General features: G+C 59.7%; 21 protein-coding genes, 1 tRNA gene and 1 pseudogene. 17 read left to right on the top strand and 6 right to left on the bottom strand.

Going from position 1 to position 25,003, the window contains the following annotated elements; genetic code table 11:
- Window positions 1-28: 28 nt before the first annotated feature.
- Window positions 29-1,258 carry a multifunctional CCA addition/repair protein gene (locus FW764_RS25535; RefSeq protein ID WP_446436306.1) on the top strand — a complete coding sequence of 410 codons (1,230 nt, stop codon included), beginning with the start codon at window positions 29-31 and terminating at the stop codon, window positions 1,256-1,258.
- Between the two features lie 31 nt (window positions 1,259-1,289).
- Here the strand turns inward: FW764_RS25535 and folK are convergent, their stop codons facing one another.
- Window positions 1,290-1,808, bottom strand: coding sequence for a 2-amino-4-hydroxy-6-hydroxymethyldihydropteridine diphosphokinase (gene folK / locus FW764_RS25540; RefSeq protein ID WP_446436307.1), 519 nt, complete (start codon window positions 1,806-1,808; stop codon window positions 1,290-1,292).
- Complete coding sequence (gene folB / locus FW764_RS25545; RefSeq protein WP_446436308.1) at window positions 1,799-2,152, bottom strand: dihydroneopterin aldolase; 354 nt, start codon at window positions 2,150-2,152, stop codon at window positions 1,799-1,801. Before folB ends, folK begins: the two co-directional genes overlap by 10 nt.
- Before the next feature lie 72 nt (window positions 2,153-2,224).
- On the opposite strand from folB, the gene plsY reads away from it, so the two are divergent.
- Window positions 2,225-2,794, top strand: a complete 570-nt coding sequence (gene plsY / locus FW764_RS25550) for a glycerol-3-phosphate 1-O-acyltransferase PlsY (protein WP_446436309.1) — start codon at window positions 2,225-2,227, stop codon at window positions 2,792-2,794.
- A gap of 32 nt (window positions 2,795-2,826) precedes the next feature.
- Here the strand turns inward: plsY and tsaD are convergent, their stop codons facing one another.
- The gene (gene tsaD, locus FW764_RS25555; protein WP_083356477.1) at window positions 2,827-3,852 is read right to left on the bottom strand and encodes a tRNA (adenosine(37)-N6)-threonylcarbamoyltransferase complex transferase subunit TsaD; all 1,026 of its coding nucleotides are present in this window, start codon (window positions 3,850-3,852) and stop codon (window positions 2,827-2,829) included.
- Window positions 3,853-4,055: 203 nt separating this feature from the next.
- Here tsaD and rpsU point away from each other — a divergent pair, with 203 nt between their 5' ends.
- From rpsU to pqqE, 14 genes are all read left to right on the top strand, one after another.
- Window positions 4,056-4,271 carry a 30S ribosomal protein S21 gene (gene rpsU / locus FW764_RS25560; RefSeq protein ID WP_002551877.1) on the top strand — a complete coding sequence of 72 codons (216 nt, stop codon included), beginning with the start codon at window positions 4,056-4,058 and terminating at the stop codon, window positions 4,269-4,271.
- Window positions 4,272-4,714: 443 nt separating this feature from the next.
- Window positions 4,715-6,685: a DNA primase gene (gene dnaG, locus FW764_RS25565; RefSeq protein ID WP_446436310.1), complete on the top strand. Its 1,971-nt coding sequence runs from the start codon at window positions 4,715-4,717 to the stop codon at window positions 6,683-6,685.
- A gap of 67 nt (window positions 6,686-6,752) precedes the next feature.
- Window positions 6,753-8,603 (top strand): RNA polymerase sigma factor RpoD, encoded by a 1,851-nt coding sequence (gene rpoD / locus FW764_RS25570; RefSeq protein WP_446436311.1) that lies wholly within the window; start codon window positions 6,753-6,755, stop codon window positions 8,601-8,603.
- A gap of 135 nt (window positions 8,604-8,738) precedes the next feature.
- Window positions 8,739-12,482 (top strand): EAL domain-containing protein, encoded by a 3,744-nt coding sequence (locus FW764_RS25575; protein ID WP_446436312.1) that lies wholly within the window; start codon window positions 8,739-8,741, stop codon window positions 12,480-12,482.
- Between the two features lie 15 nt (window positions 12,483-12,497).
- Window positions 12,498-12,574: transfer RNA gene (locus tag FW764_RS25580), tRNA-Ile, on the top strand.
- A gap of 243 nt (window positions 12,575-12,817) precedes the next feature.
- Entirely contained in the window at window positions 12,818-13,264 is a 447-nt protein-coding gene (locus FW764_RS25585) for an Lrp/AsnC family transcriptional regulator (RefSeq protein WP_446436313.1), read from the top strand.
- Window positions 13,265-13,410: 146 nt separating this feature from the next.
- Window positions 13,411-15,114: a flavin monoamine oxidase family protein gene (locus FW764_RS25590; RefSeq protein WP_446436314.1), complete on the top strand. Its 1,704-nt coding sequence runs from the start codon at window positions 13,411-13,413 to the stop codon at window positions 15,112-15,114.
- A 10-nt stretch (window positions 15,115-15,124) separates the two neighbouring features.
- Complete coding sequence (locus FW764_RS25595; protein WP_446436315.1) at window positions 15,125-15,919, top strand: carbon-nitrogen hydrolase family protein; 795 nt, start codon at window positions 15,125-15,127, stop codon at window positions 15,917-15,919.
- A 59-nt stretch (window positions 15,920-15,978) separates the two neighbouring features.
- Window positions 15,979-18,354: a pyrroloquinoline quinone biosynthesis protein PqqF gene (pqqF, locus tag FW764_RS25600; RefSeq protein WP_446436325.1), complete on the top strand. Its 2,376-nt coding sequence runs from the start codon at window positions 15,979-15,981 to the stop codon at window positions 18,352-18,354.
- Between the two features lie 155 nt (window positions 18,355-18,509).
- Window positions 18,510-18,584, top strand: coding sequence for a pyrroloquinoline quinone precursor peptide PqqA (pqqA, locus tag FW764_RS25605; RefSeq protein WP_009045898.1), 75 nt, complete (start codon window positions 18,510-18,512; stop codon window positions 18,582-18,584).
- A 70-nt stretch (window positions 18,585-18,654) separates the two neighbouring features.
- Window positions 18,655-19,566 (top strand): pyrroloquinoline quinone biosynthesis protein PqqB, encoded by a 912-nt coding sequence (pqqB, locus tag FW764_RS25610; protein WP_446436316.1) that lies wholly within the window; start codon window positions 18,655-18,657, stop codon window positions 19,564-19,566.
- An 11-nt stretch (window positions 19,567-19,577) separates the two neighbouring features.
- On the top strand, window positions 19,578-20,330 hold the full coding sequence (gene pqqC, locus FW764_RS25615; protein ID WP_446436317.1) for a pyrroloquinoline-quinone synthase PqqC: 753 nt from the start codon (window positions 19,578-19,580) through the stop codon (window positions 20,328-20,330).
- Window positions 20,327-20,602, top strand: coding sequence for a pyrroloquinoline quinone biosynthesis peptide chaperone PqqD (gene pqqD / locus FW764_RS25620; protein WP_446436318.1), 276 nt, complete (start codon window positions 20,327-20,329; stop codon window positions 20,600-20,602). The genes pqqC and pqqD overlap by 4 nt, the downstream gene beginning before the upstream one ends.
- Window positions 20,595-21,725, top strand: coding sequence for a pyrroloquinoline quinone biosynthesis protein PqqE (gene pqqE, locus FW764_RS25625; RefSeq protein ID WP_446436326.1), 1,131 nt, complete (start codon window positions 20,595-20,597; stop codon window positions 21,723-21,725). Before pqqD ends, pqqE begins: the two co-directional genes overlap by 8 nt.
- A gap of 5 nt (window positions 21,726-21,730) precedes the next feature.
- Here the strand turns inward: pqqE and FW764_RS25630 are convergent, their stop codons facing one another.
- The 3 genes and pseudogenes from FW764_RS25630 to FW764_RS25640 form a co-directional block, all read right to left on the bottom strand.
- A complete protein-coding gene (locus FW764_RS25630; protein WP_010207008.1) occupies window positions 21,731-21,889 on the bottom strand; it encodes a YqaE/Pmp3 family membrane protein in 159 nt (52 codons plus the stop codon).
- A gap of 68 nt (window positions 21,890-21,957) precedes the next feature.
- A pseudogene (locus FW764_RS25635) lies at window positions 21,958-22,306 on the bottom strand (helix-turn-helix domain-containing protein).
- Between the two features lie 181 nt (window positions 22,307-22,487).
- Window positions 22,488-23,747 carry an aspartate aminotransferase family protein gene (locus FW764_RS25640; RefSeq protein WP_446436319.1) on the bottom strand — a complete coding sequence of 420 codons (1,260 nt, stop codon included), beginning with the start codon at window positions 23,745-23,747 and terminating at the stop codon, window positions 22,488-22,490.
- Between the two features lie 209 nt (window positions 23,748-23,956).
- Here FW764_RS25640 and FW764_RS25645 point away from each other — a divergent pair, with 209 nt between their 5' ends.
- Window positions 23,957-24,856, top strand: a complete 900-nt coding sequence (locus tag FW764_RS25645; RefSeq protein ID WP_446436320.1) for a LysR family transcriptional regulator — start codon at window positions 23,957-23,959, stop codon at window positions 24,854-24,856.
- Window positions 24,857-25,003: the final 147 nt, after the last annotated feature.

A 25,003-nucleotide genomic window follows, 5' to 3' on the forward strand; every position in this document is an offset into this window, starting at 1 on the left:
ATCCTGTCCTGCTAATGGAGGCTTTTTCATGAAAATCTACACAGTCGGCGGCGCGGTGCGTGATCGCCTACTCGGCATCAAGGTCGCCGACATAGACCGCGTTGTCGTCGGTGCGAGCACTGAAGAAATGCTCGCCAAGGGTTACAAGCCGGTGGGCGCTGACTTCCCGGTATTCCTGGACCCGAAAAACGGCGACGAATACGCCCTGGCCCGCACCGAGCGCAAGAGTGGCCGGGGGTACGGCGGCTTTGTGTTTCATGCCAGCCCCGAAGTTACGCTGGAAGAAGACCTGATTCGTCGCGACCTGACCATAAACGCCATGGCTCAAGACGATGACGGCAACCTCACCGATCCCTACCAGGGCCAGCGCGATCTGGAAGCGCGTATTCTTCGACACGTTTCCCCGGCGTTTGCCGAAGATCCATTGCGCGTGCTGCGCGTTGCACGCTTTGCGGCGCGTTATGCGCACTTGGGTTTCACGGTCGCGCCCGAAACGTTGGAGCTGATGCGTCAGCTCAGCCAATCCGGCGAGCTGGAAGCCCTGACACCGGAGCGTAGCTGGAAAGAAATTTCCCGCGCATTGATGGAGGATTCGCCTCAGGTGTTTATCCGGGTACTGCGTGACTGTAACGCGCTAAACACTTTAATGCCGGAAGTGAACACACTCTTCGGCGTGCCGCAGCCGGAACTTCACCACCCTGAAATCGACACCGGCCTTCACACGTTGAGCGTACTGGAGCAGGCCGCCCTGCATAAACAGCCACTCACTGTGCGCTGGGCCTGCCTGCTGCACGACGTGGGCAAAGGCCTGACGCCTGTGGATAAGTTGCCACAACATATTGCTCACGAACATACCGGCCTGAAGCTGATCAAGGCGGTCAACGAACGCTTTAAGGTGCCGAAAGACTGCCAGGAACTGGCGCTGTTGGTCTGCCAATATCACACTCATGGCCATCGGGCGCTGGAGTTGAAAGCGTCAATACTGCTGGAGTTGCTGCAGAGTTTTGACGTATATCGACGACCGCAGCGCTTTGAAGAGTTTGTGGTGGCGTGTGAAATGGACTCACGCGGGCGAAAAGGATTTGAGCAGCGAAGTTATCCACAGGCGGATTATTTGCGCGGCGCAGCCAAGGTCGCGCGCGAAGTAGCGGTGGCGCCCTTGCTGGAGAAAGGCTTCAAAGGCCCGGAACTTGGCGAGGCGCTCAAGCGCGAAAGGCTGAAGGCGTTGAAAGCTTACAAGGAACAGCACAATGTCTGAACGCCAGCCTTCGCCACAGAATTAGCGGCGGCTACAGAAGACCCGTCGGTGTCAGTTGCTGGCCCCGCCATTCGAAGCCGACGGGCGCCAGCACTTGATCGATCTGCGCGTCGCGCCACAGCGCGGCCAATGCCTTGCCCACCTCAGGATGCACACGGTCGGGTGCCATCAAGGACAACGGCCACAGCACAAAGGCATTTTTCAGGATCTCTGCCCGCGGCAGGATCAAACCATCGAAATTCCCCACCAACTCGCCATACAGCAACACGTCGATGTCCAGTGGCAACCCTTTGCGATCGGGCGCATAACGGCCATTGTCAGCCTCGATGAACTTCAGCCGGCGATCCAACTCCATCAGCGGCAGGTCGGTATAGGCCGACACCACCAGATTGAAGAACGGCCCGCTCTTGATGCCCACCGGCTGGCTTTCGAACACGGGCGAGCAGCGCACATCGGTCAAGAAACTCGCCAGTGCATCCAGGCCAGCGCGTAGATGGCGCTCGCGCTCGATATTGCTGCCAAGGCCAAGGTAAACCTGAGTTAGCGACATCCGCGCTCGATCTCCACGCCCACGCCTTTGGCGGCCGGCACGGCGCCGGGCTTGGTCAACTTGAGGTGCAGCCAGGGAATCTGAAATTCGCTCATCAACACTTCCGCCAGGCGTTCGGCAAAGGTTTCCACCAACTGGTATTGGGACTGCTCGGCAAAGCCTTGAATACGCGCGGACACGCTGGCGTAATCGAGCGCCAGGGTCAGGTCATCACCGGCCGCGGCCGGGCGATTGTCCCAGGCGAAACTCAGGTCCAGGCGCAGGCATTGCTTGATGCCGCGCTCCCAGTCGTAGGCCCCGATCACGGTGTCGACTTCCAGGCCTTCGATAAACACTCTGTCCAAGCTCTTCTCCGCAGCACGACAAGGGCGCGATGCCCCGTTAGAATCAGGGCGTCCTCGCCCGGAATAGTTAGCATGTTTTGGTCACTGGCGATTCTCGCCTACCTGCTCGGCTCGCTGTCCTTCGCCATTTTGCTCAGCCGCCTGACGGGAAACCCCGACCCGCGAATGAGTGGCTCAGGCAATGCCGGCGCAACCAACATGTTGCGCCTGGCTGGCAAGAAACTCGCCGTCCTGACGCTGCTGGGTGACATCTGCAAGGGCCTGTTGCCCGTACTCATCGCCAATCTAGCCAGCCTTTCCCTGCAACAGCAGGCCTGGGTGGGCGTATGCGCCGTCCTGGGCCATCTGTTCCCGTTGTACTTCCGCTTTCGCGGGGGCAAGGGCGTCGCCACGGCAGCCGGCATGTTGCTGGGAATTTACCCTCCGGCAGCATTGCTGGCCGTGCTGGCCTGGCTGCTGACCTTCTACCTGAGCCGCACCAGCTCCCTGGCCGCACTGATCGCCACCCCCCTCACCCTGCCATTGCTGGCATGGCAGGAGCCTGCAGCGCTATTGCCGATGAGCGTGCTGACACTGCTGATCGTGTGGCGCCACCGTGGCAATTTACGCGACCTGTTTGCCGGGCGCGAACGGCATTTTTAAATGCGTCCGATGAGCCCGGCTCACGTCGGCCCTCACAACGGCGATAACTGCTCCATCGGCCAACGTGCCTGCACGCTGATCGCCAGGCTTTCATGCTGACCCGCCTGCAGGCGCTGGCAACCGGCATACGCGATCATTGCGCCGTTGTCGGTGCAAAACTCAGGGCGCGCATAAAACACATCACCCTGCATGCCACCGAGCATTTTTTCCAGCGAGGTGCGCAAGGCTTTGTTAGCGCTGACGCCGCCAGCGATCACCAGGCGCTTCATGCCTGCCTGTTTCAGGGCGCGCTTGCACTTGATGGTCAAAGTCTCCACCACGGCCTGCTGGAACGCCAGAGCGATGTCGCAACGGGCTTGCTCACTGTCGTCCCCGGCGCTGACGCTCTGCTGCCAGGTGTTCAGTGCGGAGGTTTTCAAGCCGCTGAAGCTGAACATCAAACCTGGGCGATCACACATCGGACGCGGGAAGGTGTAGCGCCCCGGCACGCCTGTTTCGGCGAGACGAGCGATTTCCGGACCGCCCGGATAATTGAGCCCCATCATCTTCGCGGTCTTGTCGAATGCTTCGCCTGCGGCATCGTCCAGAGACTCGCCCAACAGCGTGTATTGGCCGATTCCATCGACCTGAACCAGCTGCGTATGCCCACCCGAAACCAACAAAGCGACGAACGGGAACTGTGGCGGTGTTTTTTCCAGCATGGGCGCCAGTAAATGGCCTTCCATATGGTGCACGCCAAGAGCCGGAATACCCCAGGCAAACGCCAGCGCCTGAGCACAAGAGGCCCCAACCAGCAGGGCTCCGACCAATCCGGGACCGGCGGTGTACGCAATCGCGTCGATCTCGGTTGGCACGCAGCCAGCCTCGTCCAACACCTGGCGAATCAACGGCAGCATGCGCTTGACGTGATCGCGGCTGGCAAGCTCCGGCACCACGCCGCCATAGGCACGGTGCAGGTCGATCTGACTGAACAGTGCATCGGCCAAAAGCCCGCGTTCACTGTCGTAAAGTGCGACACCGGTTTCGTCGCAGGAGGTTTCAAGTCCCAGTACTAGCATGGGTTTGCGCCTTGTAGAGGCTGAATTCGAAGGCGCGCATAATAGTCGCCACTCCCCCTCCCGACTAGCGGTTTTCGATCAGAGGCTTTGCATTCCGGGCAATGAGGGGTTAACATCCGCAACCCTTAAAAACCGACGACCTCAGCCGCGAATTTTTTGCGACGAGAACGTTGATTCCCGGTAATGAAAGAAGGTAGCTCTGGATGCCAGCCGTCAAAGTAAAAGAGAACGAACCCTTCGACGTAGCTCTGCGTCGTTTCAAGCGCTCCTGCGAAAAAGCCGGTGTTCTGGCTGAAGTTCGTAGCCGCGAATTTTATGAGAAGCCAACTTCTGAGCGTAAGCGCAAAGCAGCAGCCGCTGTTAAGCGTCACGCTAAGAAAGTTCAGCGCGAGCAGCGCCGCGCCGTTCGTCTGTACTAATACGCAGACTTACGTAGCAAGCTTCTGCCAAGCCCGGCCCTCAGCCGGGCTATTGGCATTTGCGGATATCGCTTGATGCTTCACCGTTGACGCCGCACATGCGACCGAAACACTGCTTCACACGTCAGGACTGGCTCTTTTGCCAGCGGTGCACGTCTCTTCTGACGAGCCTAACAAGGCTACTGACGAGCACACTCATTCTTTTAAGCAGACGATCAACTGTGTCGGCTGTGCCCAACGACGCACTTCCGAGGCCTGCCATTGGCCAACACCGGACGCCCGGGCAACATTTCCACGCCGAACACTGATAGAAATTAACGTCAGTGAATGTTCGGCAGATACACTCCCTGACAGCCCAAGCAGACGACAGTTGATCGAGCCGCAAATTTGCGCGCCTGAACACTTCGCGGGCCTCATTGACACGCAGTGATGACGAGAACGCCATGGCCGGGCTAATTCCCCAGAGCTTTATTGACGACCTTCTGAACCGCACCGACATCGTCGATGTTGTCAGCTCGCGCGTGCAATTAAAGAAGGCCGGCAAAAACTACACCGCCTGCTGCCCGTTCCACAAAGAGAAAACTCCCTCGTTCAGCGTCAGCCCCGACAAGCAGTTCTACTACTGCTTCGGCTGCGGCGCGGGCGGCAATGCCCTCGGCTTCCTCATGGACCACGACAACCTGGACTTCCCCCAGGCTATCGAGGACCTGGCCAAAGCCGCTGGCATGGAAGTCCCCCGGGAAGAAAGTGGACGTGCGCACAAACCGCGGCAACCCACCGACTCACCGTTGTACCCGCTGCTGACGGCCGCTGCCGACTTCTATCGTCAGGCACTTAAAAGCCATCCGCAGCGCAAGGCCGCCGTTGACTACCTAAAGGGCCGCGGCCTCACGGGTGAGATCGCCCGAGACTTCGGCCTGGGTTTCGCTCCGCCAGGCTGGGACAACCTGTACAAGCATCTAAGCAGCGACACCCTGCAGCAGAAAGCCATGATCGACGCCGGCCTTCTGGTGGAAAATGCCGAGACCGGCAAGCGCTATGACCGTTTCCGCGACCGCGTGATGTTTCCGATCCGCGACAGCCGGGGTCGGATCATCGCTTTTGGTGGTCGAGTACTCGGAGACGACAAACCCAAGTACCTGAACTCTCCGGAAACTCCGGTGTTCCACAAAGGCCAGGAACTTTACGGCCTGTTCGAAGCGCGCAAAAACAACCGCAATCTCGATGAAATCATCGTGGTTGAAGGCTACATGGACGTGATTGCCCTTGCACAGCAAGGCCTGCGTAACGCAGTAGCCACCCTGGGCACTGCCACCAGCGAAGAACACATGAAGCGCCTGTTCCGCGTGGTGCCCAGCGTATTGTTCTGCTTCGACGGCGACCAGGCCGGCCGCAACGCCGCCTGGCGCGCGCTCGAAGCCACGCTGTCGAGCCTGCAGGATGGGCGCCGTGCACGCTTTCTGTTCCTACCTGAAGGCGAAGACCCGGACACTCTGGTGCGCTCCGAAGGCACCGACGCGTTCCGCGCGCGCATCAACCAACACGCGCAACCGCTGGCGGATTATTTCTTCCAGCAATTGACCGAAGAAGCCGATCCGCGCTCCCTCGAGGGCAAGGCCCACATGGCCACCCTCGCAGCACCGCTGATCGACAAAGTACCGGGCGCCAACCTGAAATCACTGATGCGCATGCGCCTGCTGGAAATCACTGGCTTGAGTGGCGAAGCCGTCAGCCAACTGGTGCACAGCGCGCCGCAAGGTGCACCGCCCGCGTACGATCCGGGTATGGATTACGACGCCATGCCGGACTACTCCGACTTCCACCAACCGCAGGAGGCCTACACGCCCCAGCCAGAGTGGACAGCGAAGAAGCCCGGGGCCGGCGGCAAGAAATGGGACAAGAAACCCTGGAACAAGAACGGCAAGCGCGGTGATCGCGATGAGCCCTATGCGCCACGCACGCCAGTGGCGGTGGAAGCGCCGACGCTTATTGCGTTACGCACGCTAATCCACCACCCGCAACTGGCCAAAAAAGTTGAAAGCGCCGATCACTTTGCCAACGAAAGCAACACTTATGCCCAGGTCCTGATCGCCTTGATCGAGGCGGTACAGAAAAATCCTAAGCTAAACTCAATTCAATTGATGGCTCGTTGGCACGGCACCGAACAAGGACGCCTCTTGAAAGCACTCGCAGAAAAGGAGTGGCTAATTGACGGCGATAACCTTGAACAACAGTTTTTAGACACCATTACTAGGTTATCCGCGGGTCAGCACACGCAGACCCTCGATGAGCTCATAAAGAGAGCAAGGCAGCCGGGATTGTCGGCTGAAGAGCAGATTCAGATAGCAAAACAGATGCGCGACCTCTTAAAACAGAATGTTTCCGCATCAAACCCGACCTCAGCTGGCGTGTGAGGTCATAGCTCGGGTATAATCCTCGGCTTGTTTTTTGCCCGCCAAGACCTTCAGTGGATAGGGTGTTATGTCCGGAAAAGCGCAACAGCAGTCTCGTATCAAAGAGTTGATCACACTAGGTCGTGAGCAGGGTTACCTGACTTACGCGGAGGTCAACGACCATCTGCCTGAGGATATTTCAGATCCAGAGCAGGTGGAAGACATCATCCGCATGATTAACGACATGGGGATCAACGTATTCGAAACTGCGCCAGATAAGGATTCCCTTATGCTGGCCGACGCCGATACTGACGAGGCTGCGGCCGAAGAGGCAGCAGCAGCGTTGGCAGCAGTGGAGACCGACATCGGTCGCACGACGGACCCTGTGCGCATGTATATGCGTGAAATGGGTACGGTCGAGTTGCTGACACGCGAAGGCGAAATTGAAATCGCCAAGCGTATCGAAGAAGGCATCCGTGAAGTGATGGGCGCAATTGCGCACTTCCCAGGCACGGTTGACCATATTCTGTCCGAGTACACCCGCGTCACCACCGAAGGCGGTCGCCTGTCCGACGTCCTGAGCGGTTACATCGACCCGGACGATGGCATTGCGCCGCCTGCCGCCGAAGTACCGCCGCCAGTTGATCCGAAGGCTGTTAAAGCCGACGACGAGACTGACGACGACGATGCTGAAGCCAGCACCGACGACGAAGATGAAGTTGAAAGCGGCCCCGATCCAATCGTCGCTGCCCAGCGCTTCGGTGCGGTTTCCGATCAAATGGAAATCACCCGCAAGGCTCTGAAAAAGCACGGTCGTGGCAACAAGCTGGCAATCGCCGAGCTGGTAGCCCTGGCTGAGCTGTTCATGCCAATCAAACTGGTGCCGAAGCAATTCGAAGGCCTGGTTGAGCGTGTTCGCAGTGCCCTTGAGCGTCTGCGTGCCCAAGAGCGCGCAATCATGCAGCTCTGTGTACGTGATGCGCGCATGCCGCGTACTGACTTCCTGCGCCAGTTCCCGGGCAACGAAGTTGACGAAAGCTGGACCGATGCACTGGCCAAAGGCAAGGCGAAATACGCTGAAGCCATTGGTCGTCTGCAGCCGGACATCATTCGTTGCCAGCAGAAGCTGACCGCATTGCAGACTGAAACCGGTCTGACGATTGCCGAGATCAAGGACATCAACCGTCGCATGTCGATCGGTGAGGCCAAGGCCCGCCGCGCGAAGAAAGAGATGGTTGAAGCGAACTTGCGTCTGGTGATCTCCATCGCCAAGAAGTACACCAACCGCGGCCTGCAATTCCTCGATCTGATCCAGGAAGGCAACATCGGCTTGATGAAGGCTGTGGACAAGTTCGAATACCGTCGCGGTTACAAGTTCTCGACGTATGCCACCTGGTGGATCCGTCAGGCGATCACTCGCTCGATCGCCGACCAGGCCCGCACCATCCGTATTCCGGTGCACATGATCGAGACGATCAACAAACTCAACCGTATTTCCCGGCAGATGTTGCAGGAAATGGGTCGCGAACCGACCCCGGAAGAGTTGGGCGAACGCATGGAAATGCCTGAGGATAAAATCCGTAAGGTATTGAAGATCGCTAAAGAGCCGATCTCCATGGAAACGCCGATTGGTGATGACGAAGACTCCCATCTGGGTGACTTCATCGAAGACTCGACCATGCAGTCGCCAATCGATGTCGCCACTGTTGAGAGCCTTAAAGAAGCGACGCGTGACGTACTGTCCGGCCTCACTGCCCGTGAAGCCAAGGTACTGCGCATGCGTTTCGGCATCGACATGAATACCGACCACACCCTTGAGGAAGTCGGTAAGCAGTTTGACGTGACCCGTGAGCGGATCCGCCAGATCGAAGCCAAGGCGCTGCGCAAGTTGCGCCACCCGACGAGAAGCGAGCATCTGCGCTCCTTCCTCGACGAGTGATACCAGAACCCCCGGCCCAGGCCGGGGGTTTTGCTTTCTACAGATTACTTTCTATAGATTAACGCCCACGCGCGCCCCTCCCCCCGCAATGCCCGTCTACACTCGAAACATTCCCCGTGCCATAACGAGACCGTTATGCCCAGACTGCCGACCGTGATACTGCTGTCGCTGCTCACCTGGACCGCGACGGCTGGCGCGTTGACTCTCACCGATGAAGAGCGTGGCTGGCTGGCGGACCATCAGGAGCTGCGCCTGGGGGTTGATGCCTCTTGGCCACCCTTCGAATACCGTGACGAGAATGGCCGCTATCAAGGCCTGGCCGCCGACTACGTGCGCCTGATCCAGGACCGCCTGGGCGTGAGGATCAAACTGATCGAGCCCGTCAACTGGACCGCCGTGCTCGAACAGGCCAAAAACAACCAACTCGACCTGCTGCCTGGCATTATGTCCACCCCGGAGCGCCAGGGTTTCCTGGCCTTCACACGCCCCTATCTCGACTTCCCTATCGTTATCCTCGCGCATGAAGGCGGCGCGAAACCACGCAATCTCAAAGACCTGTACGGCCTGAAGATCGCCGTGGTAGAAAACTACGCGCCTCACGAATTGCTGCGCACCCACCATCCGGACCTCAACCTGGTGGCCATGCCTAATGTCAGCTCGACACTACAGGCGCTGGCAACCGATGAAGTGGATGCCGTGATCAGTGATCTTGCCTCCAGCGTCTGGAGCCTGCGCGAACTCAAGCTCGATGGCTTATACGTCAGCGGCGAAACACCCTACCGCTATCAGCTGGCGATGGGCGTACCGCGCGATGAGAAAATGCTGGTCGGAATCCTGGACAAGGTGCTCGCCGACCTCAGTTCAGACGAAACCGACGCGGTCCAGCAACACTGGGTGGGCAGCCTCACCGATCACCGCACCTTTTGGGCTGACTTGCTGATGTACGGTTTGCCAGCGGTGCTGCTGCTAAGCACGGTGCTGGCCATCGTGATTAGGATCAATCGCCGGCTCAGCTCGGAAATCTCCCGGCGAGTCGCGCTTGAACAAGAACTGCGCAGCAGCGAATACCACTATCGAGGCCTGGTGGAGAGCCTGTCCGCCATCGCCTGGGAAGCCAGCATCACCGATTTCACCTACAGCTACGTGTCGCCCCATGCCGAAGACTTGCTCGGCTACCCGCGCGCGCATTGGTTGATTCCAGGCTTCTGGCGCAACATCATCCACCCCTGCGACCTGACCCGCGCCGAGGCCTACTGCTACCAGGAAACCCGCGCCAACCGTGATTACAGCGTCGACTATCGGGTGATCACCGCCGACGGCCGCTGCTTATGGGTACGCGACATTGTCAGCCTCATCGAGCACGGGCATGAGCCAGTACTGCGCGGCCTGATGATAGATATCAGCGAAGCCAAGCGCACCGAAGAAGCCTTGCAGCTGTCGGAGCAGAAATTTGCCTCGGTGTTCCAGCAATGCCCGGACATCCTGGTGATTGCGCGCCTGTCCGATGGCTGCCTGCTGGAGGTTAACAAAGCGTTTGAGGACCAGATCGGCCTGAGCGCCGCAGACGTCGTGGGTAAAACCGCCACCGAATTGAATATCTGGGGCATTCAAGGCGCCGGCCCCGACCTGCTGCAACGGGTGCAGACCACCAGCATCCGCAACCTGGAGATGCCTTTTCGGCGCAGCAACGGCCAAACCTTTACCGGATTGATCTCAGCAGAGCCGTTCCAACTCGACACCACCGAGGCCTTGGTGGTGGTGGTGCGTGACATCACCCAGCTCAAGGAAACCCAGCAACAGCTGCAAACCTCCGAAGAGAAATTCGCCAAGGCCTTCCACGCCTCACCCGATGGCTTGCTGCTCAGCCGCCAGCGCGATGGGCTGCTGATTGAAGTGAATGACGGCTTCAGCCGTCTTACCGGGTTCGCCAGCGCAACGTCGCTCGACCAATCCACCTTGGACCTGGGCATCTGGGTCGACCTCAACGAACGTAAGCACATGCTGGAACTGATGCAACGCGACGGGTTTGTCCGCGATTTCGTCTGCCACATACGCCGCAACGACGGCCAAATTCGCCTCTGCGAAGTGTCCAGCCGCCTACTGCCCATCGGCGATGAAGATTGCATGCTGACCATTGCCCGAGACATCACCGAACGCCAATTCATGCAGGAAAAGCTGCAACAGGCCGCGACGGTGTTCGAAAGCACGGCCGAAGGCGTATTGATCACCGACACCCGGCAAAACATCAGCGCCGTCAACCGCGCCTTCAGCGAAATCACCGGCTACAGCGAAGCCGAAGCGCTCGGCAGTACGCCGCGCCTGCTCGCCTCCGGCCAGCATGACAGCGCGTTCTATGCGGCCATGTGGCACCAGTTGACAGCCCAGGGCCACTGGCAGGGCGAGATCTGCAACCGTCGCAAGAACGGCGAGTTATACCCCAGCTGGCTGACCATCAGTGCCGTGCGCAACCGCGAGCAACTGATCACCCACTTTGTCGCCGTGTTTGCCGACATCTCCAGCCTCAAACATGCCCAGGCGCGCCTCGACTACCAGGCACATCATGATCCACTGACCGGCCTACCCAACCGCACGCTGTTTGAAAGCCGCTTGCAAGCGGCACTTAATGGCCAGCAGGAAAGTGGCAACCAAGGTGCGGTGCTGTTCCTGGACCTCGACCGCTTCAAACACATCAACGACAGCCTCGGCCACCCCGTCGGCGACCTGCTACTCAAGGACATCGCCGTGCGCCTCAAGGAGCAACTACGCGACGTCGACACCGTGGCCCGCCTGGGTGGCGACGAATTCATCATCTTGCTGCCCGGCCTGCAACACGCCAACGATGCCGAACACCTCGCCAATAAACTTCTCGCCTGTTTTACCCCACCGTTCCAGGCTGGCGAGCACGAGTTCTTTATCAGCGCCAGTATCGGCACCAGCCTGTACCCGCGGGACGGCAGCGACGTCGCCACCCTGGTCAAAAACGCCGATGCCGCGATGTACCGCTCCAAGGCCAAGGGCCGCAACCGCGTCGAAAGCTATACCCGCGACCTCACCGCCCAAGCCAAAGAGCGCGTGGCCCTGGAACACGAACTGCGCCGCGCCATCGAGCGTGAAGAGTTTTTTTTGTACTACCAACCGAAGTTGAGCCTGGACACTCAGGAACTGATCGGCGCCGAAGCCTTAATTCGCTGGCACCATCCGACCTTTGGCGATGTACCGCCTGAACACTTCATCGCCCTGGCCGAAGAGAACGGCATGATCCTGCAAATCGGCGACTGGGTACTGGAACAGGCGTGCCATCAGATGTGCCAATGGAGAGAAACTTTCGATAACTTCGGCCCACTGTCGGTCAACCTTGCCGGCGCGCAACTGCGCCACCCCGGCCTGCTCGCACGCATCGAACAGCTCCTGCGCGACTACCGCCTGGAGCCCGGCTGCCTGCAACTGGAAATCACCGAGAACTTCATCATGAGCCAGGCCGAAGAAGCACTGGAAGTGCTGCACCAACTCAAACACCTGGGCGTGCAACTGGCGATTGATGATTTCGGCACCGGTTATTCATCCCTCAGTTACCTCAAGCGCCTGCCGCTGGATTTCCTCAAGATCGACCAGTCCTTCGTGCGCGGCCTGCCCGACGACCCCCACGACGCCGCCATCGTGCGTGCCATCATCGCCCTGGGCCACAGCATGCAATTCACCATCATCGCCGAGGGCGTGGAAAACCTCGCACAACAGGCATTCCTCGCCGCCGAAGGCTGTGAACAGATGCAAGGCTACATCGTCAGCCTGCCCCTGCCGCCCGAGCTTTTTGCCGAGGCTTTTCTTCATATGAGGGTTTCAGACTTTTCGGATGGCACAGTGGGGAAACCATCGTTATAATCCGCGACCTACTGAGGGCCTATAGCTCAGTTGGTTAGAGCAGGGGACTCATAATCCCTTGGTCGTAGGTTCGAGTCCTACTGGGCCCACCAAACAAGAAAGCCGCGCACTGCGCGGCTTTTGCGTGTCTGGCGTATGGAAAAAAACGCAGACCCCGGGCATCGCTGGAATCTGATGACAACTAACCGTGGCGTCGTGGCTACGTGGTGCTCACGCCTGGCGCGTTCGTCCCGAATGATCCCGACGCTACGAAAGTGTGCAAGGCGCCTTAATCACGCAGATCGCAAAGCCTGTAACATGCCACTCCATTGCCGCCAGCACCGGAGCTGCCCCCCTTGCCCGTCCTCGATGAAATCGATCGCCAACTGATCGCCGCCTTGCAGATCAACGCCCGCGAAAGCGTGGCCATGCTTGCCCGGCAGTTGGGTATTGCGCGCACCACGGTGACGTCGCGCCTGGCGCGACTGGAAAAAACCCAGGTGATTACCGGTTATGGGGTGCGCCTCGGGCAGCGTGTGGTCGATGGTGGTTTGCAGGCTTATGTCGGGATCACCGTGCAAGCGCGCTCAGGCAAGGACGTGTTGCGCAGGCTGAGTGCCATGGCGCAGGTGCAGCAGTTGTGTGCGGTGAGTGGCGAGTTCGATTACGTGGCCTGGCTACGCACCGATTCGCCGGAGCAGCTTGATCAGTTGCTGGACCAGATCGGCAGCGTCGACGGTGTGGAAAAAACCACCACGTCGATCATCCTCAGTAACAAACTGGACCGCGGCCAGCCGATATGACCAACCAGCTCGTCACTTTGACTAAAAACAGTTCAATCCGACGACACATTGCGTCTTAATAACGAACGCTATGCGCCCTAAACTGACCGCCATCTTTTCCTATACTCAACGGGCTACAACCCGTCGAGCCGTCAGTAAGGTCCGCCATGAGCATTCCGTCCAGCACCGCCAGCAAGCCCCATCGCCACCCCGCCGACGGTAAAAAGCCCATCACCATCTTTGGCCCGGACTTTCCGTTTGCCTTTGATGACTGGATCGAGCACCCGGCAGGCTTGGGCAGCATTCCGGCGGCCAACCATGGCGCCGAAGTGGCGATTGTGGGTGCTGGGATCGCGGGCCTGGTAGCCGCTTACGAATTGATGAAGCTGGGCCTCAAGCCGGTGGTGTACGAAGCCTCGAAGATGGGCGGCCGCTTGCGCTCCCAGGCGTTTGAAGGTGCCGAAGGCATCATCGCCGAGTTGGGGGGCATGCGTTTTCCGGTGTCGTCGACTGCTTTCTACCACTATGTGGACAAGCTGGGCCTGGAGACCAAACCCTTCCCCAACCCGCTGACGCCGGCCTCCGGAAGTACGGTGGTCGACCTCGAAGGCCAGACCCACTACGCGCAAAAACTCTCGGACTTGCCGGTGCTGTTCCAGGAAGTTGCCGATGCATGGGCGGATGCGCTGGAAGCGGGCTCACAGTTCGGCGATATCCAGCAAGCCATCCGTGACCGCGACGTGCCGCGCCTCAAAGAGCTGTGGAACAAACTGGTGCCGTTGTGGGACGACCGCACGTTCTATGACTTCGTCGCTACCTCCAAGGCCTTTGCCAAACTGTCTTTCGCGCACCGCGAAGTGTTCGGCCAAGTGGGTTTCGGCACCGGTGGCTGGGACTCGGACTTTCCCAACTCGATGCTGGAAATTTTCCGAGTGGTGATGACCAACTGCGACGACCACCAGCACCTGGTCGTCGGCGGCGTGGCACAAGTGCCCATGGGCATCTGGCGCCATGTGCCGGAGCGTTGTGCACACTGGCCTGCCGGCACCAGCCTCAGCTCGTTGCATCGCGGTGCGCCACGGGCCGGTGTGAGCCGCATTGCCCACGCCGCAGATGGCCGCTTTGCCGTGACCGACAACTACGGCGACACACGTGAATACGCCGCCGTGCTGACCACCTGCCAAAGCTGGCTGCTGACCACCCAGATCGAATGCGACGAAACCCTGTTCTCGCAAAAAATGTGGATGGCCCTGGACCGTACGCGCTACATGCAATCGTCCAAGACTTTCGTGATGGTCGACCGCCCGTTCTGGAAAGACAAAGACCCGGAAACCGGCCGCGACCTGATGAGCATGACCCTCACCGATCGCCTGACCCGTGGCACCTATTTGTTCGACAACGGCGACGACAAGCCCGGCGTGATTTGCCTGTCGTACTCGTGGATGAGTGATGCATTGAAAATGCTCCCGCAGCCCATCGACAAGCGGGTGAAACTGGCCCTAGATGCGCTGAAAAAGATCTACCCGAAAGTCGACATCAAGGCGCGCATCATCGGCGACCCGATCACCGTGTCCTGGGAAGCTGACCCGCATTTCCTCGGCGCTTTCAAAGGCGCGCTGCCCGGCCACTATCGCTACAACCAGCGGATGTATGCGCACTTCATGCAGAAGGACATGCCCGCCGAACAGCGTGGGATTTTTATCGCCGGGGACGACGTTTCCTGGACGCCCGCCTGGGTCGAAGGCGCGGTGCAAACTTCGCTGAACGCGGTGTGGGGCATCATGACCCACTTCGGCGGCAGCACCCACCCGGAGAACCCTGGCCCGGGTGATGTCTTTGACGAGATCGGCCCGATCGCCCTGGCCGATTAAGGAGTTGAGCATGCGCATCGCCCTTTACCAATGCCCGCCGCTACCGCTGGATGTGGCCGGTAACCTCAAGCGCCTGCACCAGTTGGCGCATGAGGCATCGGATGCCGATGTGCTGGTCCTGCCGGAGATGTTTCTCAGCGGCTACAACATCGGCGCCGAAGCAGTCGGCGCCCTTGCCGAATCTCAGGATGGACCGTCCGCGCAGGCGATTGCCACCCTTGCCAAAAGCGCCGGGCTGGCGATTGTGTACGGCTACCCGGAGCGAGCCGAGGATGGACAGATCTACAACGCCGTGCAGTTAATTGATGCCCACGGCCAGCGCCTGTGCAACTACCGCAAGACCCACCTATTTGGCGATCTGGACCACTCGATGTTCAGTGCTGGGGAAGATGATTTCCCGTTGGTGGAATTGAACGGCTGGAAGCTCGGGTTCCTGATCTGCTACGACTTGGAATTTCCGGAAAATACCCGTCGCCTGGCGCTGGCCGGTGCCGAGCTGATCCTGGTGCCGACCGCCAATATGGTGCCGTTCGACTTCGTCGCCGACGTGACCGTACGAGCGCGCGCCTTTGAAAACCAGTGTTATGTGGCCTACGCCAACTACTGCGGGCAGGAAGGCGATATTCACTATTGCGGGCAAAGCAGCATTGCTGCGCCCAATGGCCAGCGCGTCGCCCAGGCCGGGCTGGATGAGGCCTTGATCGTCGCAGCGCTGGATCGCCAGTCGATCCTTGATGCACGTGCCGCCAATCACTACCTGCAAGACCGTCGCCCGGAGTTGTACGGCGCACTGCACAAGCCCTGACCCAGCCGGTTCGTCAGCGGTTTGTTAACATGGCCACATCCTACGTTTCGGAAGTGCCCATGCCTGCGCCGGCCCACCCTCATCACCTTCACCTGACCCTGACCAACGGCCTGCGGGTTTCCCTGCACCATGCGCCGCGCCTGAAGCGTTGCGCTGCCGTTTTACGCGTGGCTGCGGGCAGCCATGATGTGCCATTGGCGTGGCCGGGGCTGGCGCATTTTCTTGAACATCTATTGTTTCTCGGGACGGAGCGTTTTCCGGCAAGCGAAGGGCTGATGGCCTACGTACAACGCCATGGCGGGGAGATCAACGCCAGCACCCGCGAGCGCACTACGGATTTCTTCTTTGAGCTGCCGGTGGCGACGTTTGCAGATGGGCTAGAACGGTTGGCGGACATGCTCACCCATCCGCGCCTGGCGATTGAAGATCAGTTGCGTGAGCGCGAAGTGCTGCACGCGGAGTTTGTCGCCTGGTCCGAGGATGTCACGGCGCAACAGCAGGTCGCGCTGCTCGAAGGCCTGGCGGCCGATCATCCGCTGCGCGGCTTTCATGTCGGTAATAGGGACAGTCTGCCAGTGGAGCGTGAGGCGTTTCAGCAAGCGCTGCAGGAATTCCACACGCATTTCTATCAGAGCGGGCAAATGACCTTGAGCCTGGCCGGGCCCCTGTCGCTGGAAGCATTGGAAGACTTGGCGCAGCGCTTCAGCCAAGCATTGACCTCGGGACCTTACCACTCGCAGGTCGCACCGCCCGCACTGATGCAAGGCGCAGCACATGCCTATCAAAACATCGCCAATAACCACCTGCACCATGTCATTGCCTGTGACGTGCCGCGTGAAGTGCTGGGTTTTCTCTGCACCTGGCTCAACGCCTCGGCGCCCGGCGGCTTGCTGGCGGAACTGAAAACACGAAAGCTGGCGAGCGCACTGCACGCCTGCGTGCTGTATGAGTTCGCCGGGCAAGCGCTGCTGGACATCGACTTTACTCTCGATGTCCAAAGCGAATCAGCTACGCAAATCGAAGCGTTGTTGCACGACTGGTTGAGCTTTTTCGCACAGAGCGATTGGACGCCGTTACGAGAAGAGTTCGCCTTGCTGAACGCGCGCCAGCAACAGATCCAGGGCGCCCTGGCACTGGCTCGCAACAACAGCGAAGATCTGTCGGAACAGGGCGTCGCAGCCCTCAAGAGCCTGCTCGCCTCCCTGCGCCTGCCACTCTGCGAGCGCACCTGGCAGTTGCCGCCCAACAATCCATTCCTGCGCCCACCGGTCAAGGAGGAACGCGCGGGGTTGATACGCGGCCAAACCAGCGCTCACCGTGGTTTGCGCACCTTTGCCCAGGATCGCTCGCGGGGACGTCGAGACGCATCGGCACTGACCTTCAGCCAAGCCTTGGCGGATGACACCGATGAGGGCGCGCTTTATCTGCATTGGCGTTTCGATTGCGCCGTGCCCGCCGGCCTGGAAAACACCTTGCAGCCATTGCGTGAAAATGCCCGCCAGGCCGGAATCGAACTGTCTTTCGAGACACTCGCCAATGACTGGCTGGTGAAAATGGTCGGCCTTCACGAACCGATGCCAGCCGTGGTCGAAGCGCTGGCGCTTAACCTGAGCCAATTCGGTGAGCCGCCGTCGCCATTCACCCAAACGCCGATGATTGCCATCCGAGCGCTGCTCAAGGCGTTACCCGCTTACTGTGTTGGTACAGGCGCTGGGCCGAGTGAGACACCCACATCATGGACCGCCGCACACTGGCAAGGCCTGGGAGCAGGGTTATCCGCGAGGTGTGAGGCGGCAATCAAGACAGCCGCGACGCGATTGCCTGGGCAGCCGGTAAGCATCGAATACGCGCCGCAAAACCTCGACGGGCAGCGGCTCTGGCACGAGGTGAAGACCGAATCCAGCGAGGCCGCGTTGCTATTGTTTTGCCCAACGCCGACGTCATCTCTGGACGATGAAGCGGCATGGCGCCTGCTCGCGCATCTGCTCCATGGGCCGTTCTACCAGCGGCTGCGCGTCGAACTGCAAATCGGCTACGCCGTATTCAGCGGTATCCGACAGATCAACGGGCAAACCGGCCTGCTGTTTGGCGTGCAATCTCCAAGTGCTTCCCTGGCTGGGATCATCGAACACCTACAGACCTTCCTGGCGCAGCTCCCGGCGTTGATCGACAACAGTGCCGACCTGGGCAACCAGCCCCTGGCAGAACAGTTGACCGCCCAGGCATTACCCATCGCCGAAGCCGCCGACCTGCTCTGGCACGCGCATCTGTCTGGCCATTCGTCGGGTTACCTGGAACAGCTTCAAGCGCTGATACAAACCCGCACGCGCGAGGATTTGCAGCACTCCGCGGGGCAACTCAAAGACGCCGCAGGCGGCTGGCGCTGTGTGGCCAACGGCCCGCGCTGTATGGGTTTCTGGCAAACTGCAGACTGATCATTGCCAGCCCTGCAAAAGGCTTTTGCCACCAAGACAGCGCTAACTTGAAAAGAATTGCGTAACATTCACACGCACACCTCTGAACATCTCCGGTTGGAGGTGGACTATATGTATGAATAGTGAACGTCCCATCCCTTCGTAGGAGTATGAATATGTCCTGGTCCAAGCCTGCTTACACTGATCTGCGTATTGGTTTCGAAGTCACCATGTACTTCGCCAGCCGTTGATTGGCTGAGTAATACAACGCCTCGGTCCGCCCGGGGCGTTTTTGTTTTGAGCTTTGCTGATGGAGCGATCATGTTTGTCCAGATTCTAGGTTCCGCCGCCGGCGGTGGCTTCCCGCAGTGGAACTGCAACTGCGTGAACTGCGCAGGCTTTCGCGACGGCAGCCTGCGGGCCAAGGCGCGCACACAGTCGTCCATCGCGATCTCCGACGATGGCGTGAACTGGGTGCTGTGCAATGCGTCGCCGGATATCCGCGCGCAGCTGCAAGGCTTTGCACCGATGCAGCCCGGCCGCGCACTGCGCGACACTGGCATCAGCGCGATCATTCTGATGGACAGCCAGATCGACCACACCACTGGCCTGTTGAGCCTGCGCGAAGGCTGCCCGCACCAGGTGTGGTGCACCGACATGGTCCACGAAGATTTGAGCACTGGCTTCCCGCTGTTCACCATGCTCACGCATTGGAATGGCGGCCTGGCCTGGAACCGCATCAAGCTGGACGCCAGCTTCACTATCCCCGCCTGCCCCAACCTGCGTTTCACCCCGCTGCCACTGCGCAGCGCCGCGCCGCCCTACTCACCGCACCGTTTCGACCCGCACCCAGGCGACAACATCGGCCTGATCGTCGAAGACCTGCGCACCGGCGGCAAGTTGTTCTACGCCCCGGGCCTGGGCAAAGTCGACGCGCCACTGCTGGAGATCATGGCCAGCAGCGACTGCCTGCTGGTGGACGGCACGATGTGGGATGACGATGAAATGCAGCGCCGTGGCGTCGGCACCCGCACCGGTCGCGAGATGGGCCACCTGGCGCAAAATGGCCCCGGCGGCATGCTGGAAGTGCTGGAACAGTTGCCGGAGCAGCGCAAAGTGCTGATTCACATCAACAACACCAACCCTATCCTCGATGAAGACTCCGCCGAGCGCGCTGAGCTGGTGCGGCGTAATGTCGAAGTGGCTTACGACGGCATGAGCATTGAATTGTAGGAGCAGACCACATGACTGACACACCGTTGACGCCAGCCGATTTCGAACACGCCTTGCGTGCCAAGGGCGCCTTCTATCATATCCATCACCCGTACCACGTGGCGATGTATGAAGGCCGCGCCACCCGCGAGCAGATCCAGGGCTGGGTCGCCAACCGGTTCTACTATCAGGTGAACATCCCGCTGAAGGACGCCGCGATCCTGGCTAACTGCCCGGACCGCGAAATCCGTCGCGAGTGGATCCAGCGCCTGCTTGACCACGATGGCGCCCCCGGTGAAGACGGCGGCATTGAAGCTTGGTTGCGTCTGGGCCAGGCCGTCGGCCTCGACCCGGACCAACTGCGCTCTCAGGAACTGGTGTTGCCAGGTGTGCGTTTTGCGGTGGATGCCTACGTCAACTTTGCCCGCCGCGCCAGCTGGCAGGAAGCCGCCAGCAGCTCGCTGACCGAGCTGTTCGCGCCGCAGATCCACCAGTCGCGCCTCGACAGCTGGCCGCAGCACTACCCGTGGATCGACCCGGCCGGCTATGAATATTTCCGTACCCGCCTGGGCCAGGCCCGGCGCGATGTGGAACACGGGCTGGCGATCACACTGCAGCACTACACCACCCGCGTGGGCCAGGAGCGCATGTTGGAAATTCTCCAGTTCAAACTGGACATCCTCTGGAGCATGCTGGATGCCATGAGCATGGCCTATGAACTGAACCGCCCGCCCTATCACAGCGTGACCGAGCAGCGGGTGTGGCACAAAGGGATCACCCTATGAGTTTTGACCGCAGCAAAATACCGACCTGGCGCCAGGGCTATCGCTACCAGTACGAGCCGGCGCAAAAAGGCCACGTGTTGCTCTACCCCGAAGGCATGATCAAGCTCAACGACAGCGCCGCGTTGATCGGTGGTTTGATCGACGGCGAGCGTGACGTGGCGGCGATCATCGCCGCGCTGGATAAACAGTTCCCCGGCGTACCTGAACTCGGTAAAGACATCGAGGATTTCATGGAGGTCGCCCGTGCTGAGCATTGGATCACCCTTGCCTGAAAAGCCGCCCATTGGCTTGCCACTGTGGCTGCTCGCCGAGCTGACGTATCGCTGCCCGTTGCAGTGCCCGTATTGCTCCAACCCGCTGGATTTTGCCGAGCAGGGCAAGGAGCTGAGCACCGAGCAGTGGATTAAGGTATTTCGCGAAGCGCGGGAAATGGGTGCCGCGCAATTGGGCTTTTCCGGCGGTGAACCGCTGGTGCGCCAAGACCTCGCCGAACTGATCGCCGAGGCACGCAAGCTGGGCTTCTACACCAACCTGATCACGTCCGGCATCGGCCTGACTGAGCAGAAGATCAGCGACTTCAAGAAGGCCGGGCTGGACCACATCCAGATCAGTTTTCAGGCCAGCGACGAACAGGTAAACAACCTGCTGGCTGGCTCAAAAAAGGCCTTCGCGCAAAAGCTGGAAATGGCCCGCGCGGTGAAAGCACATGGCTACCCAATGGTGCTGAACTTCGTCACCCATCGGCACAACATCGACAAGATCGACCGCATCATTGAGCTGTGTATCGCTTTGGAGGCAGACTTTGTAGAGCTCGCCACCTGCCAGTTCTACGGCTGGGCGCAGCTCAATCGTGTGGGGTTGTTGCCGACAAAAGAGCAATTGGTTCGCGCCGAACGCATCACCAACGAGTACCGCGCCAAGCTGGAAGCCGAAGGCCACCCATGCAAGCTGATCTTCGTCACCCCGGACTACTACGAAGAGCGCCCGAAAGCCTGTATGAACGGCTGGGGCAGCATCTTTCTGACCGTCACGCCGGACGGCACCGCGCTGCCCTGCCACGGTGCGCGACAGATGCCGGTGCAATTTCCCAACGTGCGCGATCACAGCATGCAGCACATCTGGTACGACTCGTTTGGCTTCAACCGCTTTCGCGGCTACGACTGGATGCCCGAGCCGTGCCGTTCATGCGACGAGAAGGAAAAGGACTTCGGCGGCTGCCGCTGCCAGGCGTTCATGCTCACGGGTGACGCGAGCAATGCCGACCCGGTGTGCAGCAAGTCCGAGCAGCACGGCATCATCCTGCAAGCGCGGGATGAAGCAGAGCACGCCACTCAGACCATCGAGCAACTCGCCTTTCGCAACGAGCGTAACTCACGGCTCATCGCAAAAGGCTGAGGGCTTCAGCGCTTGGCGATGATGTACACCGCGTGAATGATGCCCGGGAAGTAACCACACAAGGTCAGCAGGATGTTCAGCCAGAACGCGCCGGCGAAACCCACTTGCAGGAACACACCCAGTGGCGGCAGCAGGATGGCGATGATGATGCGAATGATATCCATGGGTTCAGCTCCAGAAAGTCGGCTCGTGTGAGCCGTGTAGATAATCGACCTTGGCCGTTCGTGAGGGTTCAGTGGTATCTGGCACTGGGCCATCCTCCGGCCAGAATCTCCAACCCGTGCTTCTGCACACCACTCAGCAACTTGAGGGCCATGACGCTGGGTTGTTTTTCGCCCGACTCCCACTTCTTCACCGTGAAGGCGCTGGTGTTCCGGTACCGGGCAAATACAGGTTGGCTTACGTAGCTGTTTTCGCGTAGCGGCTTGATTTGGTCGGCTGGGATTGGCGCTGAGATCATTGTGATGACATGCCTCATCGAACTCACGAAGAGTGGTTTTACTGATGGCGCCAACTACATGAAGCGCCTGCGCGGATTGGTGAATGGATTCAAGCGTTTCACTTTCATATTTTTTGCTCACAACAAATTGCCTGGATTTCTACCGTTCAAAAACATGCCACTCAGTGGCACAGATTAAAGAACCGCGCCCAAGCCCCCCGTCTTTTCCAATCCCAAAATGCCACAGACAAAAAAACGCCCCCAGCCAAAAGAATCAGGCTGGAGGCGACGCGTATGCCGCGAGACGGTTCTGGAATGTGCGGTTAAACGGCGATGCCCCTGCGGCATTGCAGTCGCGCTGTGCGCACGCGGGAAAAAGCGCGGGCCAGGCGCAGGAGCATTTCGTCGATGTTGCTTTTACTCACCGTCAAGGCAGGCGTGAAGCGCAGGCAATTGGGTTGCGGGGCATTAAGGATCAGGCCTTCGTGCAGCGCTGCCTTTACCACGGCATCTGCGCAATCATCCGACAGCGTCAGGCCCCACATCAGGCCCTGGCCGAGCAATTGGCCGTGGTCGTAGCGATAAGCCAAGCGCGCGAGCCCTTCGGCAAGGTAAAGCCCGGCGTCGCGCACCTGCTCCAGGAAGCCGTGCTCCAGCACCGCATCGAGTACCGCCACTCCGGCTGAGGCCATCAACGCATTGCCATGATGGGTGCCATCCAGCTCGCCCACCTCAAAGCAACAGGCGTTGCCCCGCGCCAGCAGTGCGGCCAACGGTATGCCGCCACCCAGGCCTTTGCCGAGGGTGATAATGTCGGCGCGTACGCCGTACTGTTGTTCAGCGAGCAACGCGCCGCAACGGCCGATGCCGGTTTGCACTTCATCAAGGATCAGCAGAATGCCCAGCTCGCGGCAGAGGCGCTCGACGCCTTTGAGATAGTGTTCCGTTGCGGGAATGACCCCGGCTTCGCTCTGGATTGGCTCCAGCATAATCGCGACGGTTTGCGCATCGACCGAAGCGTGCAGGGCCGGCAGGTCGTTGAAAGGCACGTGACTGAAGCCCGGCAACCGCGGCTCAAAACGGTTTGCAATAGCGCCTGCCGAAGCCGCCATCGCCGCGAAACCACGACCATGGCAACCGTTGCTGGCGGTGATAATGCGATGAGCGCCACCGCGATGCAACTGACCCCATTTACGCGCCAGTTTGATCGCGGCTTCGCAGGCTTCCGCGCCGCTGTTGAGCAGGTAAGCCTGATCGCTGCCGGTGCGGTGGCACAGGCGATCGACAAGGTTGAGTTGTGTGCGGTTGTGCAGGCCATTCCCGGGGTTGATCAGCATCTGCATCTGATCGGACAGGGCCTTAATCAACACGTGGGGGCTATGACCGAGGCTGTTGGCGGCACTCCCCTGGTTGAAGTCCAGGTAGGCGCGCTCGTCACTGTCCCAAAGCCAGGAACCCTGGCCACGCACGAAAACCTGCGTCGGCCTTGCCGTGGTGGGCATCAGGGATTCACCGGACACGGCATGGGGCGTGTCCAGGATCAAATCATCGAGGCTGGGTGCAGGGCGACGAAAAAGATTCACAGCTCACCCCCGATAGCAACCTGACCATCGTCGATGTAGCCTGGAAAACCCACCTTGGGGTGTTTTGCCTTACCTATGTAAACGCTATCAAAAAATACGCTGTTCATTGCCAGATCCGGCCCTGTAAACCCTGCGAATAGGCGCTAGACTAGGCGTCAAAGGGGCCAACGGCCATTTCGATTTTCCAGCTTTTTTGATAAGTAATCCTTATGGATTTCAAGCAACTGCGTTATTTCGTCGCGGTGTATGAGGAAGGCCACGTGGGCCGTGCTGCAGAGCGCCTGTCGATCTCGCAACCGGCCTTGTCGCAACAGGTTCGCCAGTTAGAGCAGAACCTGGATGTGAGTCTGTTCGAGCGCAGCAGCAAGCGCCTGCTGCCAACACTGGCCGCACATACCTTGTACAACCACGCGTTGCCGCTGATCGACGGCATGCAGCAAGCCGTCGAAGCCTTGCGCAACTTCAAGGGCCAGGCGATGCGCACCTTGGCTATCGGCGTGCTGCAAACCGTGCACACTAGCCTCGTCCCGCAAATGCTTGAGCGCGTGCGCAAGGCCCAACCACATTTGGTGGTGCAGATCTACGAATTGACGGGTCTGGAGATCGAACGTCGGCTGCTCAACGGTTCGCTGGACATCGGCATCAGTTACCTGCCGCCACGCCAGCCAGGGCTGCACGGCGTGCTGTTGTATGAAGATGAGTTGAAGGTGGTCATCCCCGAAGACCATCCGCTACGCGAGTTCAAGAAGGTCTCGTTGAAACAGGCCGCCGAATTGCCGATGTTGCTACTGGGAGAGGAGTTCCAGGTGCGGCAGATCTGGCAGGGCCAGTTGTCCAACTTGGGACGCCGCCCGCAGGTGCAGGCGGAGCTCAATACGATGGTGGGCATTCTCGACAGCTTGCCACACACCAAGCTGGCAACAGTGCTGCCGGGGCGTTCCCAGGACGAGCACAACAGCAAGGCGCTGCTGTGGAAGCCGTTGAGCGAACCGCGAGTGCCGCTGAAAGTGGGTTTGGTGTGCCGCGACGTACAGCGCCAGCAAGCGACCATGGCGTTGTTACGCACACTGCTGGAGGACGTGATGAATGCCCCGCAGGCGCCTGCCTGACTTTTTCGCAGGCAAAAGAAAACCCCGCCGAAGCGGGGCTTTGCAGACTGTTTCCCTGACATCCATTTCACTCCGCCGTCCTGGCAGAATCCTACGTGTCCGTGTTGTTGCTTTGCGCTTCCTGCGCGACGTCCATGTGAAGTAGAT

The organism is Pseudomonas sp. 1152_12, assembly GCF_052850675.1.